Source organism: Crateriforma conspicua (assembly GCF_007752935.1).
Taxonomy (GTDB): Bacteria; Planctomycetota; Planctomycetia; order Pirellulales; family Pirellulaceae; genus Crateriforma; species Crateriforma conspicua.
Genome location: NZ_CP036319.1, coordinates 3586352 through 3602510 on the forward strand (window position 1 = coordinate 3586352; position 16159 = coordinate 3602510).

Consider the following 16159-nt stretch of genomic DNA (forward strand, 5'->3'; position numbering starts at 1 on the left):
TTGATGAACGGATTGCCCAACGCGAGCATTCCCGGCGGCTTGCCACTGGTATTGGCCAGCGGTTCGCCACGTCGCAGCCAGTTGTTGAAGGCGGCGGGTTATGAATTTTCGGTCCGTCCCGCCAGCGATGATGCCGAATGCGGATTATGCAGCAGCGTGACCGCGCCGGAACTGGTCGCCCGTTACGCGTTTCGCAAAGCGTTGGATGTCGTGCGAAAGTGTGGTGATGCCGTCGTTTTGGCGGCCGACACGGTGGCCTCGTGTGACGGACTGGTTCTGGGAAAGCCGGATGATCGCGAACATGCCGCCGCGATGCTGCGTCGACTGAGCGGGCGTCGTCATGACGTGTTCACCGGCGTTTGCCTGTGGCGATCGACCGACGGTCGCTGTGTGGTGGACGTCGTGCGAACGGAATTGCAGATGAAACCCATCAGCGACGCGACGCTGACGGATCACTTGGATTCCGGCCGCTGGGAAGGCAAAGCCGGTGCCTTCGGATTTCAAGACGGCAACGACTGGTTGGAAATCGTCGGTACTGGCAGCGAGTCGAACGTCGTCGGTTTGCCGATGGAACGCTTGGCAGAAATGCTGCGCGATTTTGATCGCCTGTCGACCGTCGTCGATCTTAGCGACGATTCGTTCGATTCGGCCGACCGGTCGCAATACTGATCCGCGGTCGCAAGACCGAACCTTGTCCGTTGCGTGTTCGTCGCACGTTGTTAAAGAGACTTCGCGTTACAGCGATGTGTATTCAACCGGCGTCGCCGTCGGCTGGTGTTCGGCCATGCGAAGCGTTTGGATTTCGGCTTCCAATTGTTCTATGCGGTCACGCACGACGTTGAATTCACCGGCAACTTCTTGCCAGTAATCGCCATCCCGCAGCTTCAGTGGCCGGGCTTCGCCTTTTTCGCCGCCCAGTTCTTTCAAAGCGATCCGCAGACGGTACATCGGTCCGGCAAAGCGGTTGCTAAGCTTCAGCGTGTCGCGGATGAAGACGGGGATCAAAACCAGCAATACCAGCATCAACGGAACTTGATGACGGACCGCTTCGCCCACCGCGCCGGTCAACGGTTTTTCGCCGGCCATCGACAGCAACGTCAGCATCGTGTTGGCCATCAACAGACAAACCATCAACATTCCCCAGTGCATCAGCACGCGGAGCGCCAGTGCCCATTGCACCTGTGGGTCGATCAACAGTCGTTTTCGGTTGGCTTGTTGTTTTGGCATGTCAGTCACCGCCGCCCCGTTTCTTTGGTAGTTCGCAATTCGATTGAAATGTGTTGGCCAAAGCCGATCGGATGGAATCGACCTGTGATCCCATCCGGGCAAATCTACGTCACATCCCCCTCTGTTGCCGGATAAGGTTTCTCCCTTTGGCGATGTTAGTTTGCATCGGTGCCCATTTTACCGCCACGATCCTTGTGACCGACAACTCCGGTGCAACGTTTCGACTTTAAACGGAACGTTCAGTGCAGCCGTTGCGACCTGAAACAGCCAACTGATTCTGGGGGCGGCCGCAAGACGAACAAGCGTTGATGTGCGGCGATCACACGCTTGGTGTTCGGTCGCAATCCTCCCCACGACCTTCCCCAAACATCCGTTGGCTACGCTGTCATGAACGAACGACGAAAACGGCTGTTCCACTGGCTATGTCCGCCCGCGACCCGCCGTGTGATGGCGATCCTTGCCGCCGCAGCCACCGTGGGTTTGACAGTGGCTGGGGCCGGTTATCCGGAAACGTTCCAGCGATGGCAGCGGGCTCAAGGTTGCGGATGGGGTGACGGTTATCACGCTTGTCAAAGCTCCGGCGTTCGCCCGTTGGCCGACATGCCGCCGCGTAGCTACAGCAGTCTGTACGGAAGCCCGCTGGACCGGTTCCGTGGCTGCGCCGATGGTCAATGTGGCGGGCAATGGTTTCAACGCGGCCTGTGCACAGCGGGACAGTGTGGTTGCGGACGCTGTGGCGACCGTGTGCCGGCGATCAGCTTTTATGATCTGTTCGATTCGTCGACCGGCTGTGACTCCTGCGGTCCCACGCTGCAACCATCGCTGGGAACTTCGTCGTGTCAGTGCGGGTCTTGCGGCATGCCGACCGATCCATCGGTCATGCACGACAGCGGCCAGATGCTGCAGTCGCCAGCGCCTGCACCGTCAACGCCGTGGAACGCTGGCGAAGCGTCGTTGTTGCCACCGGTGATCGACCCACAGCCCGATCCGGCTGAACCGGAACCGTCGATCCAAAGCCCCAGCGATTTGTCGGTGGATGACCTGCCCGATGGTCCACCGGATTCGGCATTGGATCCGGACACCGGTGAAGCGGAGGACGACACGGACGCGGATGATTTGTTGGATTCCGCGCCGCAGTCGTCGGATGCGGAATCGATCCAGTCACCCTCGGACGAAACACTTGACAGTGATTTGCCCGCGATCGATGCACCCGAGTCGGAGTTGCCCGAACCCGCACAATCGACGATCTACCAACCGGAATCCGACTTGTTGCTGGGCCGAGACCAGACGGACGGTGATGACTTGCTGATCGTGCCGCCCTCGGTGCGCGAGGCCGGCGAACGTCCGGTTCTGCCTCGGCGAGACGACGATGCGGAAACGTTGATCGATGCGGTTCAGTCGGGCGACTTGGACGATCTGGATCGGCTGTTGCAACAGACTCGTAAACCGACGTGGCAGGAATGGAAACAGAGGGTGCATCGCAAAATGCTGCGACCCGTCCGGCTGCCATCCGCGACACCGGCATCCGGCTCCACTCCCATCACGCGGCCGGCCGCCCAAGACCGCCCGTCACGGTTGCCATCAGGCGGCCAGCACACGGGGGCGAATCCCGCTGACGGCAACGGTTCCACTCGCACGGTTCTGCGGTCCGGCGACCAATTCATCCGCCAGCCTTGGTAACGGCCGATGCCCGGTCGCGGGGCTGTAGTCCCGTTGCCCGATCCGGCACTGCGGTTTCATACTACGCCGCGTCATCGGCCGGCCAACGATCCGGCTGGCTATTTTCGGCGACGTGGATCATCCCCACGATTCACGCGCCATCACCCTTCACGACTTTTGAAAGAACCATGCAACGCACCCTCGTATTGCTCAAACCCGATGCGGTCCAACGTCGTCTGATGGGCGAAATCATCAGCCGTTTCGAAAAGAAGGGCCTGAACATCATCGCCATGAAGATGCTGCAGGTCACTCCGACGTTGGCCAAGGAGCATTACGCCGAACACGTCGAAAAACCGTTTTATCCCGGTTTGGAATCCTTCATCATCTCCGCGCCGATCGTGGCAATGGCGATCGAAGGCTTGGAAGCGATTCGCGTTGTGCGCGAAATGTTGGGCGCGACCAACGGATTGAACGCTGCGGCCGGCACGATCCGTGGCGACTTCAGCAGCAGCCGTCAAATGAATTTGGTCCACGCCAGCGATGGCGAAGAAGCCGCCGCACGTGAGTTGGCGTTGTACTTCAACGAAGACGAAATCTGTGCGTACAACCCCGTGCTGACTTCGTTCATGCGGGCCGCCGACGAATAGGTCGCACGCCGGCCAAGCTGCACTTGAGTCGAATCTTCGGCGTGGTCGATCGACCAATGCCGCCAAAGATTCACGTTTCAAAAAGAATGCCGTCGCGAATCACCCTTGAGTGTTCGCAACGGCATTTTGTTTTGGCTGAATCAGATTCCGCAGGCACCGCCACCGCAACAGCCACCCGGCGCGCCACAGTCGCCCGCCATCGGCAGGCTGCTGCCGCCGGCGGATTTCACCGCGGGCGACGCCGGAACGCTGATCAGTTTTTCCAAGTCATGGTCACCACAACCGGGGCATTCCGGCTTTTCGGTTTCGTTTCGGACCAAGACCTCCACCGTCTTTTCACACGTCTTGCATTCGTATTCATACAAAGGCATGGGCGTTCATTCTCCGGACAAAATGGACTGGCACCGATCGAACGTCGGGCCAAACGCATTTTACGCACCGGCGGGCGATGGGAAGAGGTCTGGTGTAAATCCTGCGACGACTACTTCGCCACCAGTTGGTCATCTTCCGGCTTGGCCGCCGCATCGGTGACGAACGGATTGGTGCGAATCGGTCCCTTGGCGACGCTGGACGTCAGCTCATCCGCTCGACCGGACACGTGGATGCACGGGTTGGCGGTCGGGTTCAAGGTTTTGTGATAGTTCATGTAACCCTGGGGACCTTCATAAAAATCGGTCCGCAATCGGCCCTGGTAACCCGATGGTGCCGCGGCGGTCGGATAGGCGGCGAAAGGGCTGATCCCATAAGGTCGCGAATACCGAGCACCGTAATAGACCGGCGGATTCAGCGCGAAATAGGGCGGCGTGGGCGTGCGGGAACGATAGCGAACGCCGTAAGGCTGATAAAATCCGAACGGTTGGAATCCGAATCCGTACGGATAAGGCTGGTTCGCCTCGGCGCGGTCGGCGGCCATACCAACCGTCATGACCGTCAAAATCGCGGCAACTAATAATCGTCTCATCTGAATCGGACTCCGTAAGTTCCTCAAAGGGGGGCGGATCACTGTTGATTCGATCGCGACGACCATCGTGCGACCGAACGGTTTCATCAAAGTCAAGCCAGAACGGCACCCCACGCACAGGTTCCACGCTAATTGCCCCACCGCACCGCTTCAATTGAAAGTGCCCACAGATTCCGAGGATTTGGACTTAACCGGAGAAGCCCGCTTTGCCTGATCGTTCAGCCGCCGATTTGGATGGAAATGCATCCGATCCGCTTGCCCGATCCGATTCCGACGCGTCACAGCCCGCGTCGGTGGGGGCTTCGCTGCGCGTCACGTGCTTCATTCACTCGCTGGCCGGTGGCGGTGCCGAACGCGTCATGGCCACGCTGGCGTCAAAGCTGGCGGCGCGTCATCAGGTCACCCTGATCACCTTGGGCAGCGGCGATGACGATCGGCACGATGTCGCCCCGAACGTTGCCCGAGTTGATCTGAATGTGATGGCCGAACATGAACCGCCGCCCGGCATCTTCCGCCGCGCCGCCGCAGCGTTCAGCCGATTGAAGGCCATTCGCCAAGCCATCGTGCATTCAGAGCCCGACGTGGTGCTTTCGTTCTGTGATTCCAACAACGTCAAAGTGCTGTTGGCGACCAAGGGGCTGGGGATTCCCGTCGTCGTTGCCGAACGCAGCGATCCCGCGATGCAATCATTGGGAACGGTCGGCGATCGGCTTCGAAACGCGACCTATCGTCGTGCCGCCGCTGTGGTCGCGCAGACCGAAGGCCAAGCCGCGACGCTGCGCCAGATGACCGGCCGCCCGATCGACGTGATCCCTTCGGCCGTGGCGGCCCCGAACGATGCCGGTCCACTTCGCGCAGAATGCCAGCGGTCGCGTGAAGATTCTGAAATCCGGATCTTGGCCGTCGGTCGTCTGGAAACGGAGAAGGGGTTCGATCGATTGATCCAGGCGTTTGCGATGGCCTGTCGTGACACCGATCAAGCGATGTCGTTGCGGATCGTCGGCGAAGGATCCCAGCGGGACGCGCTGATCGAGCAAGCCAAACATTCGGGTGTCGACGCGGCGGTGCAGTTGCCTGGTTGGTGCCGCCCGATCTGGCCGATGTACGCCGGGTGTGATTTTTTTGTGTTGCCCAGTCGCTACGAAGGATTTCCGTCGGCGTTGTTGGAAGCGATGTCTGTGGGGGTGCCTTGCGTATCGGTCGATTGTCCCAGCGGCCCGCGAGAAATCATTCGCGATGGTGAAAACGGCTGGCTGGTAGAAAACACCGTCGCCGGCATCGCCGGTGGAATCACCGCATTCGCCATCCGCCCAGTTCACGTCACGACCGCCGTCGCCGAACGTGCTCGCGATGACGTCCGCCAAAACTTCCGGTGGGACACCTTGGTCGACCGATTCGATGCCGTCCTCAGGCGATGCGTGAAGTAGCTTCCGGGACCACTCACTGGGCAGGATGTGAAGCCGCTACATCCTTCCCCAATCCGCCACGTGAGCCGTGACGCGTCAGCGGCCGGGCCCATCCCCTTCACCCGCCCTCCGGGCGGGTCGAGCCTTAGCGAGGGGAGGAACGCCCTCTCCCGCACACCCTCCCCGGAATCTCGCTCCTCGATCCCGACCCTCCCGCAAAGCAGGAGGGTGAATTCAAACCGTCATTCCTCACCCGCCCACGTGAGCCGTGACGCGTCAGCGGCCGGGACCTACAACCTTCACCATCCCCCTGGGAGGGTCGAGCCTACGCGAGGGGAGGGCTGCGCCGCATCGACAAACCGAACCCGCGGCTAGCGCCCAGCGGCTCACATCGTCGCCTTTCGCTCCCGCGAAAGCAGCGTCCGCCCCACACCCGCTCACCCTCCCCGGAATCTCGTTCCTCGATTCCGACCCTCCCGCAGAGCAGGAGGGTGCAAGCAATGCATCATCATCCCCGACTTCGATCTCTTTCTGTTGAGAATCGTTCTCAGCAGCCTCTTGCGTCAAATTTGACGATTTGCCACGCTGCGGCAGATCGAAGCGGGCTCGTAAAGTTGGCAAATCGGGTAAAGAGCGTGGAAAATCCGACCTTCCCGTGATCCTGAACTAGCCGTGCCCGGTCCGAATTATAGAATTTTTAACAAGTATCCGATCCGGAATGATCGATACATCCCACACGGCCGGCCCGATTCGAACGAAGGGCACAACCGCCACAACCCGCTGGCGGATGCAAAATTGTCGCGTCATTGACCGCGGCAACCTCATTGCCGGCTGTTAATTTGATCACTCAAGCCTTTGCACGGTTTTTCCATGACGGCATCCCAACCCGGTCCCCTGGCCAACAACGTTTCCGGCACCGAAGTTTCCGACAACGCCGCGAAATCGGTGCGTTCGGTTACCGGGATCACGGTTCGTTTGGCCGGCGATAGTGGCGATGGGATGCAGTTGTTGGGCACCCAACTGACCAACACCAGCGCACTGGCCGGTAACGACGTCGCGACATTCCCCGATTTCCCGGCGGAGATCCGCGCCCCGCGTGGAACTCGCGCCGGCGTTTCTGGGTTCCAGTTGCAGTTCGCTTCGGAAGAAATCTTCACACCCGGCGACACGCTGGACGCCTTGGTCGTGATGAACCCGGCCGCGTTGGTCACCAACCTGGGCGATCTTCGCAAAGGCGGCATCTTGATCGCCAACGAAGACGGGTTTAACGACAAAGAATTCAAGCTGGCCAAGGTCGAATCGGACCCGCTGGAATCGGACATCATCAACCAGTCGTATCGATTGGTGAAGGTTCCGATGACCAAGCTGACTCGGGCCGCGGTCGAAGAACACGGTTTGAGCGCGAAGAACGCCGACCGTTGCAAGAACTTCTTCGCGATGGGATTGGTGTACTGGCTGTTCGGCCGGTCCTTGGAACCCACGCTGCGGTTCATCCAAGAAAAGTTTTACAAAAAGCCCGACGTGGTTGCGGCCAACGAAGCGGCGCTGCGTGCGGGATGGGCTTACGGCGAAACGACCGAAGCGTTCGGTGAATCGTATGCCGTCGAAGCCGCGGAACTGCAGCCGGGCACCTATCGCAACATCATGGGCAACCAGGCGTTGGCTTGGGGGCTGATCGCGGCGTCGAAGATCTCGGGCAAAGACCTGTTTTACGGCACTTACCCGATCACGCCCGCATCCGACATTCTGCACGAACTGACCAAGCACAAGAACTTTGGCGTGCGAACCTTCCAAGCGGAAGACGAGATCGCCGCGATCTGTGCCACCATCGGTGCGGCGTTCGGCGGCGAAATGGCCGTCACCGCCAGCAGCGGACCGGGAATCGCACTCAAGGGCGAAGCAATGGGCTTGGGCGTGATGATGGAAATGCCCATGATCGTGATCAACGTCCAGCGCGGCGGACCCAGCACGGGACTGCCCACGAAGACCGAACAGAGCGACTTGCTGCAAGCGATGTTCGGCCGCAACGGCGAAGCCCCGATGCCGGTGTTGGCACCACGTTCGCCCGCGGACTGTTTCGACATGGCCATCGAAGCTTGGCGAATCGCCGCCGAAACAATGACCCCAGTCATGTTGTTGTCCGATGGTTACATCGCCAACGGCAGCGAGCCGTGGAAGATTCCGGAAATGGATTCGTTGCCCAAGATCACGATCCAGCATCCGCCGGCCACTTCGGGCGAAGAACCGTTCTTGCCCTATGAGCGGAATGAAAACCTGTCGCGACCTTGGGCCGTTCCCGGAACCGACGGATTGATGCACCGCATCGGCGGTCTGGAAAAGGAAGACCGCACGGGCAACGTCAGCTATGACCCGGACAACCACCAACACATGGTCCAAACCCGGGCGGAAAAGGTCGCTCGGATTGCCGACCGGATCCCCGAGCAGGACGTGCTGGGCGAAACCAGCGGTGATGTGTTGGTCGTTTCTTGGGGCGGGACTTACGGTGCCTGTCACACCGCCGTCAGCCGTGCTCGGATGGACGGACATGACGTCAGCCACGCGCACCTGCGTTACCTGAACCCGATGCCACGCAACATCGGCACGCTGTTGAAATCGTTCCGCAAGGTCATCGTGCCGGAATTGAACGCCGGACAGCTGCGGATGTTGTTACGCAGCGAATTCCTTGTTGACTGCATCGGCATCAACAAGATCAAAGGCAAGCCGTTTACCGTCGGCGAACTGGACGATGCGATCCGATCGCACGCCGCACCAGCTCGAAAGAGCAAAGCTGGATAAGACTTTGGCGTTGGGCGAGTCCAATGGCCGAGTGCATCAAGCCTTTGCACCGGAGCATGCGTTGGACGCCCCCGCCAATCAATCTGCCCTTTCGTCACTTCGCTGCCACCCCGACATTTCAACGTTCTCCTGCAAGACCGAGCCACTCATGTCTTTGCCCGTTCTGAAAGCAACCGACTTCGCCTCCGATCAAGACGTCCGCTGGTGCCCCGGTTGTGGCGACTATTCGATCTTGGCCCAGATGAAAAAAGTCTTGCCAAACGTCGGCGTGCCGCGTGAAAAGATCGTCTTCATCAGCGGCATCGGCTGCAGCAGCCGTTTTCCGTACTACATGAACACGTACGGGATGCACAGCATTCACGGACGTGCCCCCGGGTTTGCCACCGGATTGAAGTCAACGCGTCCGGATCTGATGGTTTGGGTCATCACCGGTGACGGCGATTCGCTGTCCATTGGTGGCAACCACTTCATCCATGCGATCCGCCGGAACTTGGACATCAACATCGTGTTGTTCAACAACCGGATCTATGGATTGACCAAGGGCCAATACAGCCCGACCAGCGCCGAAGGCCAGATCACCAAGAGCACCCCGATGGGATCGATCGATCACCCTCTTAGCCCGTTGTCGATCGCCTTGGCCGCCGAAGCCACCTTCGTCGCGCGCAGTATGGACGCCCACGTCAAACACCTCGGCGACATGCTGATGGCCGCGTCCCAGCACAAAGGCACGTCGCTGGTGGAGGTGTACCAGAACTGCAACGTCTTCAACGACGGCGCGATGGCCTACGCCCAGGAAAAGAAACAGCGTCCAAACAACATCATCGAACTGGAACACGGCAAGCCGATGATCTTCGGCGAAAACCGTGACAAGGGGATCCGTCTGACCGGCAACCATCTGGAAGTCGTCGACACCGCGGACGTGCCCGCCGATGATCTGCTGATTCACGACGCCCACAACCCGGATCCGTCGATCCAGATGATGCTGGCTCGCATGCGTTACCCGGTGATGCCCGAACCGTTCGGGATCTTGCGTCAGGTCGACGGGGTTGCCACCTACAATGATCAGATCAACGACCAAGTCACCACGGCGAAGCGGGAAAAGGGCGAAGGCGATTTGAACACCCTGTTCCATTCGGGCGACACCTGGAAAGTCGCCTGATCGCGTTTGCCAAGCGATCGACACCCCGGTGGTGGTGATTCCTGGACCTCCGTCCGCTTGTCACCGTCCGCTTGCCCTGGCATGACGCTTCGGCAATCGCCCGGTGGGCACCGGTCCAGAGCGCGTTCGGCTTTCTTTTGAACATTCACGGGCACTTCACGGATGAAGTCACCGCCGATGTCTCCGACGAATCATGCCGCCATCACTTTTGTGACGGTGTCCCCCGCCGTACGCGCGGCTGAAAATTCGTATCATGACGCTCTTTCGGGCCGAAATGCGGAATCGGATTCGGTTTCATCCAGATCTGCTTGTCGGTACCCGCATCATGGCGTTCACGTCGCGGCGCGGCGGTCGCACCCATTCATCGCACATTGACATCGCATTCACCCAGCATCGCAGAGGCTTACCCCATGCCGCGAAATCACACGTTTGACAACGTCGCCAAGGCGATCGGTGACACCCCGATGATCCGCATCAACCGTCTGGTCCCCGACGACCATGCGACGGTGTTCGCGAAGTGCGAATTCTTCCAGCCGCTGAACAGTGTCAAAGACCGGATCGGCGTCGCGATGATCGAAGCCGGCGAAAAAGACGGCAGCATCACGTCGGAAACCCACGTCATCGAACCGACCAGCGGCAACACCGGCATCGCCTTGGCGTTCGTCTGTGCCGCCAAAGGGTACAAGTTGACGCTGACCATGCCGGAATCAATGTCCGTCGAACGGCGAGCCCTGTTGCGGGCGATGGGCGCGAACCTGGTTTTGACGCCGGCCGCCGACGGCATGGGCGGCGCGATCGAGAAAGCTCATGAACTGGTCACGCAAACGGCCAACGCCTTCATGCCGCAACAGTTCGAAAACCCCGCCAACCCCGCGATCCACGAAGCGACCACGGGGCCGGAGATCTGGGAAGACAGCGATCACAACATCGACGCGATCGTCGCCGGCGTCGGCACCGGCGGAACCATCACCGGGGTCGCGCGATACCTGAAGTCACAAAATCCGGACTTCAAAGCCATTGCGGTGGAACCGAAGCATTCGCCGGTCATCAGCGGCGGGTCGCCCGGAAAACACCGCATTCAAGGCATCGGTGCCGGCTTTATCCCCAAGAATTTGGACACCGCAATCATTGATGACGTGATCCAAGTCGACGACGAAGACGCGTTCGCTTGGGGCCGCAAGCTGGCCAAGGAAGAGGGGATCGTGGCGGGGATCAGCAGCGGTGCCAACATGTGTGCTGCCGCCCAATTGGCCGCTCGACCGGAAATGAAAGGCAAGCGAATCGTCACGATCATGTGCAGCCTAGGCGAACGCTATCTCAGCACACCGCTGTTCGGCGACCTGGGGCTATAGTCGCCACCTTTGCCCTCCCTCCATGTGAGCCGTGACGCGTCAGCGGCCGGGCCCCCAGCCCCTTCACCCTCCCTCCCCGCGTGAGTTCGCTGGAGCTCACTTCGCGACCCTCCCGCAGAGCCGGAGGGTGAAATCAAACCGTCCTTCACACCCTCCCACGTGAGCCGCGACGCGTCAGCAACCGGGACTTACAACCTTAACCCTCCCCCCGGGAGGGTCGAGCCTAAGCGAGGGGAGGGGCGCATCATCCCTCCCTACGTCTTTTCACCGGCGACGCATGAACGCTGCGAAACCCGGATCCATTCCGCGACCTCTCTTGAAAGTCGTACGGGATCCCCAAGAAACTCGCGAGCGCACGACAAACAGCCTCAGCGTCTTGTTCGACCTCTTGGTCGGTGAACCGAATGATCCGCCAACCCAAACGTTCGATAGCTTCCTGCCGTTGCAAGTCGGCTTCGGCATTCTCATCGTGATACCCGCCGTCGATCTCAACGACGAGTTGCTCGGTGACACAGGCGAAGTCCGCGATATACGAGCCAACCGGGTGCTCGCGTTGGAACTTCGGTCCGCACAACTGCTTGCCACGGTGCAAACTCCACAGCAGACCCTCGGAGGTGGTCGCATCACTTCTGCGCCGACGTGCGTGATCGATCAGACGCTGTTCGCTCGTCTATCTCGCCACCGCACACCCTCCCCGCGTGAGTTCGCTGGAGCTCACTTCGCGACCCTCCCGCAAAGCAGGAGGGTGAAATCAAACCGTCCTTCACACCCTCACCACGACGTGAGCCGCGACGCGTTAGCGGCCGGGACCACACGAATTCACCTCCCCCACCCAGGGGAGGGTCGAGCCTAACCGAGGGGAGGGAGGCTGTTCTGACACCCCGGGGCTCCGAATAACAGCTCGCAACCTGTTCCGACGTGTCAAACCCAACGTTCAGGAAACCGCCGCGGCGGAAATACCAAACGCGTTTAACGTCGCCGCCAGCTTCTCCTTGCCGGCATCGTCCAGCGGCGTCATCGGCAATCGCAATTCACCGCTGTCACGCCCCAGCATCGCCATCGCCGCTTTGACCGGAATCGGGTTGGTCGCCAGTCCCAGCATGTTGCTGCACAGCGAATACAAACGGTGATGCAGTCGCTGGGCCGTCGCCAAATCACCGGCCACGGCCGCTTGGACCAATTCGATCATCTCGCCCGGGACGATATTGCCCGCCACGCTGATCACACCTTCTGCACCCACACTGATCATCGGCAACGTCAGCGAATCGTCGCCCGACAACACCGTCAGGTCGGTCGACCCCAAAACCGCGGTGCACTGGTCCAGCGAACCGGTCGCTTCCTTGACCATCGTGATTCCCGGAACATCGCTCAGCCGCGCAATCGTGTCGACTTCGATATTCTTTCCCGTACGCCCGGGAATGTTGTAGACGCACACCGGAATATCAACGGCTTCGGCCACCGCCTTGAAGTGCTGGTAAAAACCTTCCTGCGTCGGCTTGTTGTAATATGGGGCGACCTGCAGCGTCGCGTCGGCACCTTCGGCCGCCGCACGTTTGGTCAAACGCAACGCCTCCGCAGTACTGTTGCTGCCCGTTCCCGCCATCACTTTGCAGCGACCGGCAGCGATTTGGATCACCTCGCCGATCACCTTCTCGTGCTCATCGTGCGACAGCGTCGGGCTCTCGCCGGTCGTACCGGCGGGGACCAGACAAGTGATGCCGGCGGCGATCTGAAATTCGACCTGTTCGCGAAGGCGTCCATAGTCGACTTCGCCGTCACGGAACGGCGTCACAATGGCGACCGATAAGCCAGCGAAATCCGAACCTTTGCGTGTCGTCATCTTTGCTTTCAATGTCGGAGTCTTGAATTTTGGCATCAACTTACCGGAACCGCCACGGATTCTGTAGGGTCAATCGGTGCCGGGCGATCCAGAAAAGCCGCCCCCGTGAAAAGTCCCCCAAGGTGTCCCGCCGGACTATTGCCCGCCCGGCAATCCGCCCAGCAAAATCGGATCCGATTCGCCCTGGCGAAGCTGCCAGACGCTTCCGGTCGCAAGCGGCCCCAAGTCATCCGTCCCGCCACCGCGCCAGCGGACCTGAACCGATTCGATCTTCTCCCCCGACGCCAGCGTGGTCTTCAAAACTCGGTCGTGCGTCGACTGGTAACCGTATCCGGCGACCCGCTGGATGACGCGATCACGCAAATTCGTTTTCACCGTGACCGTCGAACCAACGGCGTCGCGATCACTGTTGTTGGCGACCAAATCGAAAGCGATCCAGCGGTCCGACGTTTCCACATCACTGTGATTGATCAACAGCCCCGCAGGTTCACCCAAGTGCGTGATCGCGATGTCGGTCAGGCCATCGCGATTGAAATCCGCCAGTCCGATCGCGCGGCCGACATGGGGTTCTTCCAAATAGGTGCCTTCGGTTCGCAGATCGTCCCACAACCGGATGCCCGACGTTCGCAACACCTGGGCCGGCTGCTTGAACGGCAATCCCGGGTCCGTGTTCTTGTTCACAAGGCCGTTGGCGATGAAGACTTCATCGCGACCGTCGACGTCCAAGTCGGTCAATGCGACGCCAAACCCCAGCATGACCAACGAGATATCGGTCATGCCACTCATCGCCGCCCGATCGATGAAGTGTCCGGCGGATTGCTGGACGAAAAAATTGTTGTGCTCGTTGGTATAGTTCGTAACCATCAGGTCCATGTCGCCATCGTCATCCGGGTCACCCCACGCGATGCCCATGCACCCCTGTGGTCGACCGACTGAACCGACGGCCAGCCCTCGCAACGTGCCCATGTCCACCCAGCGATCGTCACGACGTTGCCACAGATGGTTGGCCGATTGGTCGTTGGCCACCAACACGTCCAGTTCGCCGCTGGCATCGACGTCGGCCACCAAAACACCCAGTCCGCGGCCTTGTCGTGACGGTTCGTCCCAGTCGCCGTCGTTGCGAAAGGTCCCGTCGCCGTTGGACAGCCACAGATAGTCCGGCGTCGGACCGAATGCCAACGGCATGCAAGCGGTCAGTTCGCCATCGTCGTCATAGCAAGGCAAATCCAACGATGCCGGCTTTTCGGTGTAATTCGTTTCGATCAAATCGCTCAGCCCATCGCCGTTCAAATCAGCCATCGCCACGCTGCACGACCATTGGCGGCTGGTCATCTGGGCTTGTTCGGTCGCGTCACGAAACGTGCCATCCCCGCGGTTGATCCACAGCCGGTTTCGATCCACCGTCGCGATGAACAAGTCATCAAACCCGTCGCCGTTGACGTCACCGGCCGCCACGCCCTGGCCGTATCCCCGTGAATCGATGGCCCAGTCGGGCGCTCGCGAGAACGTTCCATCATGGTTCCAAAACAATGCATCGGAGGTTCCGGCGGTCTCCGTCGCGCCGCCGGAACGTGGATCGCTGCCGGCTTGCGTCATCAAGATGTCCGGCCATCCGTCCCGATCAAAATCGCGTGCCGCGACGCCACCGCCGGTGATGTGCAGAATCCATCGTCCCAGCGATCCATCGCGTTCGCCGTGGTTGAACGTGAACTCCAGCCCGCGTTGTTTCGCTTCGTCGATCAACCGAACCGGCGTCAATTGTTCGAAGTCGACACTGGGAATTCGGCCCGATGCCGTGTCCGCGACGTCGCTGGGGCCAGTGGCTTCCAGCTCCGATGCAACGACTGGATACTGCTGGCGAAGTGACGCCAAAAGGTTGTTGCGCTCGGAGGTTCGAGCCGCGCGGTTGATCGATCGTGTCTGTGCAGTCAGATCATCCACCGGCTCGCTGGTTCGCGATGACGCCAGCCGAGTCCAAAACTGGACTTCACGTTCGCGTCCCAGCGTCGCCAATAATTCCGCGATCTCTAAACATGCCTTCTGAGATTGCTGGCCGCTGTTCAGAAACGTCCCCTGGGCCATGCACAGTTGCTTGTAGGTGGCATCGTCTGCCGTGAACGCCTTTGCCGAATCCAGTTTTCCCGCCGCCGCCAAAACGGTCGCCATGCGTCCAGACGCCAGCATCCCCAAAAACGGATCGTCGACGGACTTGGCGAACGCTCCGATCGCCGCTTCGTTGGCCCCCGCCTGTTGTTTGGCCACCCCAAAGGCGTACCAATACTCCGCGCGATCGATGCTGTCGGGCGAAAACTCCTGAAGCAACTCTCGAAGCGACTGGAAATCCGCGGAATCGGCGTACAGAAAACCCAGCAACCCGATTGCCGGTCGATAGTCGGCATGCTGTTGGACGATCGGTTCCAAGATTTCGATTGCCGATGCACGGTCTTGGGCCAGCCATTGCCGGACGGCCAGTGCCATCGACGGCCGCTGATCTGTTGGGTGCTTGTCAAGTGCCGCCTTGATGAAGTCTTCGTTGCTTTCGCGTGGTTGACGAAAACAAGTCAACAGAGCAGCCTCCAGCGGGTCGATCCGCCGATCGCTGAGCAAGTCCAACATCGCTTGCTGTGAAAGCCAGACATCGCCGACGATCGCAGCCAGACGACTCAATTGCCGCCGCTGAAACTCGGTCGGTTTCGATTCTTGTTGCAGTTCCGCAATGCACTGCATCACGTCGCCGGCGGCACATCGCGCGTCGAACCATTGCTGGCGAATCTTATCGTCGACCGTCGCGCCGGATTCGATGAAGGCTTGGTATCGTTGGGCTGCTTCGTCCCACTGACCACGCTCGGCCGATAATTCCGCCGCCAGTCGCAGCACGTCCACGTCGTCCGGACGACGAACCATTTCCGCGACGACCAATTCGTCGGCCGCCGCCAAGTTTCCCGAACGGATCAACGCGCGATACTTCGTCCGAAAACTCTCCGGCCTTCGTTCGGTCGTCTCTGGCGTTTCCGTTTGCCGATCACACCCGGTCGTGCCGGCCAACAAGATCAACGCCGAAAACAGGGTCGCCGAGGCAATTCGAATTTGCTTTCTGTTCATGTGAACAATT

General features: G+C 60.1%; 13 protein-coding genes. 7 read left to right on the forward strand and 6 right to left on the reverse strand.

The annotated features are described in order from the left end of the window. Positions 1 to 3 precede the first annotated feature (3 nt). Positions 4 to 669 carry a Maf family protein gene (locus tag Mal65_RS13370; RefSeq protein ID WP_145298382.1) on the forward strand — a complete coding sequence of 222 codons (666 nt, stop codon included), beginning with the start codon at positions 4 to 6 and terminating at the stop codon, positions 667 to 669. 66 nt (positions 670 to 735) lie between these two features. On the opposite strand, the gene Mal65_RS13375 is transcribed toward Mal65_RS13370, so the two are convergent. After that, positions 736 to 1236: a hypothetical protein gene (locus Mal65_RS13375; RefSeq protein WP_145298385.1), complete on the reverse strand. Its 501-nt coding sequence runs from the start codon at positions 1234 to 1236 to the stop codon at positions 736 to 738. A 378-nt stretch (positions 1237 to 1614) separates the two neighbouring features. Between Mal65_RS13375 and Mal65_RS26820 the strand changes: the two genes are divergently transcribed. Both Mal65_RS26820 and ndk read left to right on the forward strand, forming a co-directional pair. Continuing rightward, on the forward strand, positions 1615 to 2907 hold the full coding sequence (locus Mal65_RS26820; RefSeq protein ID WP_174820166.1) for a hypothetical protein: 1293 nt from the start codon (positions 1615 to 1617) through the stop codon (positions 2905 to 2907). A gap of 167 nt (positions 2908 to 3074) precedes the next feature. Further along, on the forward strand, positions 3075 to 3533 hold the full coding sequence (gene ndk / locus Mal65_RS13385) for a nucleoside-diphosphate kinase (protein ID WP_145298388.1): 459 nt from the start codon (positions 3075 to 3077) through the stop codon (positions 3531 to 3533). Between the two features lie 140 nt (positions 3534 to 3673). Here ndk and Mal65_RS13390 read toward each other — a convergent pair whose 3' ends face one another. Together Mal65_RS13390 and Mal65_RS13395 are read right to left on the reverse strand one after the other, a co-directional pair. After that, complete coding sequence (locus Mal65_RS13390; RefSeq protein ID WP_145298391.1) at positions 3674 to 3904, reverse strand: FmdB family zinc ribbon protein; 231 nt, start codon at positions 3902 to 3904, stop codon at positions 3674 to 3676. A gap of 110 nt (positions 3905 to 4014) precedes the next feature. After that, complete coding sequence (locus Mal65_RS13395; RefSeq protein WP_145298394.1) at positions 4015 to 4494, reverse strand: hypothetical protein; 480 nt, start codon at positions 4492 to 4494, stop codon at positions 4015 to 4017. Between the two features lie 206 nt (positions 4495 to 4700). On the opposite strand from Mal65_RS13395, the gene Mal65_RS13400 reads away from it, so the two are divergent. The 4 genes from Mal65_RS13400 to cysK all read left to right on the forward strand — a co-directional run bounded on the left by Mal65_RS13400 (position 4701) and on the right by cysK (position 11207). Next, positions 4701 to 5921 (forward strand): glycosyltransferase, encoded by a 1221-nt coding sequence (locus tag Mal65_RS13400; protein WP_145298396.1) that lies wholly within the window; start codon positions 4701 to 4703, stop codon positions 5919 to 5921. 849 nt (positions 5922 to 6770) lie between these two features. Beyond that, on the forward strand, positions 6771 to 8696 hold the full coding sequence (locus Mal65_RS13405) for a 2-oxoacid:acceptor oxidoreductase subunit alpha (protein WP_145298399.1): 1926 nt from the start codon (positions 6771 to 6773) through the stop codon (positions 8694 to 8696). Positions 8697 to 8844: 148 nt separating this feature from the next. Further along, positions 8845 to 9855 carry a 2-oxoacid:ferredoxin oxidoreductase subunit beta gene (locus Mal65_RS13410; protein WP_145304898.1) on the forward strand — a complete coding sequence of 337 codons (1011 nt, stop codon included), beginning with the start codon at positions 8845 to 8847 and terminating at the stop codon, positions 9853 to 9855. Positions 9856 to 10265: 410 nt separating this feature from the next. After that, positions 10266 to 11207, forward strand: a complete 942-nt coding sequence (gene cysK / locus Mal65_RS13415; protein ID WP_145298402.1) for a cysteine synthase A — start codon at positions 10266 to 10268, stop codon at positions 11205 to 11207. Positions 11208 to 11451: 244 nt separating this feature from the next. Here the strand turns inward: cysK and Mal65_RS27495 are convergent, their stop codons facing one another. From Mal65_RS27495 to Mal65_RS13430, 3 genes are all read right to left on the reverse strand, one after another. After that, entirely contained in the window at positions 11452 to 11862 is a 411-nt protein-coding gene (locus tag Mal65_RS27495) for an endonuclease domain-containing protein (protein ID WP_145304899.1), read from the reverse strand. Between the two features lie 279 nt (positions 11863 to 12141). Continuing rightward, positions 12142 to 13047, reverse strand: coding sequence for a 4-hydroxy-tetrahydrodipicolinate synthase (gene dapA / locus Mal65_RS13425; protein ID WP_145298405.1), 906 nt, complete (start codon positions 13045 to 13047; stop codon positions 12142 to 12144). 135 nt (positions 13048 to 13182) lie between these two features. Beyond that, positions 13183 to 16149: a CRTAC1 family protein gene (locus Mal65_RS13430; RefSeq protein ID WP_145298408.1), complete on the reverse strand. Its 2967-nt coding sequence runs from the start codon at positions 16147 to 16149 to the stop codon at positions 13183 to 13185. Between the last annotated feature and the right edge of the window lie 10 nt (positions 16150 to 16159).

What these genes read in the sequence shown, in the direction of transcription:
- Mal65_RS13390 (WP_145298391.1), bottom strand. Translation starts at nt 3,904, where the DNA reads ATGCCTTTGTATGAATACGAATGCAAGACGTGTGAAAAGACGGTGGAG.
- Mal65_RS13410 (WP_145304898.1), top strand. Translation starts at nt 8,845, where the DNA reads ATGTCTTTGCCCGTTCTGAAAGCAACCGACTTCGCCTCCGATCAAGAC.
- dapA (WP_145298405.1), bottom strand. Translation starts at nt 13,047, where the DNA reads ATGACGACACGCAAAGGTTCGGATTTCGCTGGCTTATCGGTCGCCATT.
- ndk (WP_145298388.1), top strand. Translation starts at nt 3,075, where the DNA reads ATGCAACGCACCCTCGTATTGCTCAAACCCGATGCGGTCCAACGTCGT.
- Mal65_RS13430 (WP_145298408.1), bottom strand. Translation starts at nt 16,149, where the DNA reads ATGAACAGAAAGCAAATTCGAATTGCCTCGGCGACCCTGTTTTCGGCG.
- cysK (WP_145298402.1), top strand. Translation starts at nt 10,266, where the DNA reads ATGCCGCGAAATCACACGTTTGACAACGTCGCCAAGGCGATCGGTGAC.
- Mal65_RS13405 (WP_145298399.1), top strand. Translation starts at nt 6,771, where the DNA reads ATGACGGCATCCCAACCCGGTCCCCTGGCCAACAACGTTTCCGGCACC.
- Mal65_RS13395 (WP_145298394.1), bottom strand. Translation starts at nt 4,494, where the DNA reads ATGAGACGATTATTAGTTGCCGCGATTTTGACGGTCATGACGGTTGGT.
- Mal65_RS26820 (WP_174820166.1), top strand. Translation starts at nt 1,615, where the DNA reads ATGAACGAACGACGAAAACGGCTGTTCCACTGGCTATGTCCGCCCGCG.
- Mal65_RS13370 (WP_145298382.1), top strand. Translation starts at nt 4, where the DNA reads ATGAACGGATTGCCCAACGCGAGCATTCCCGGCGGCTTGCCACTGGTA.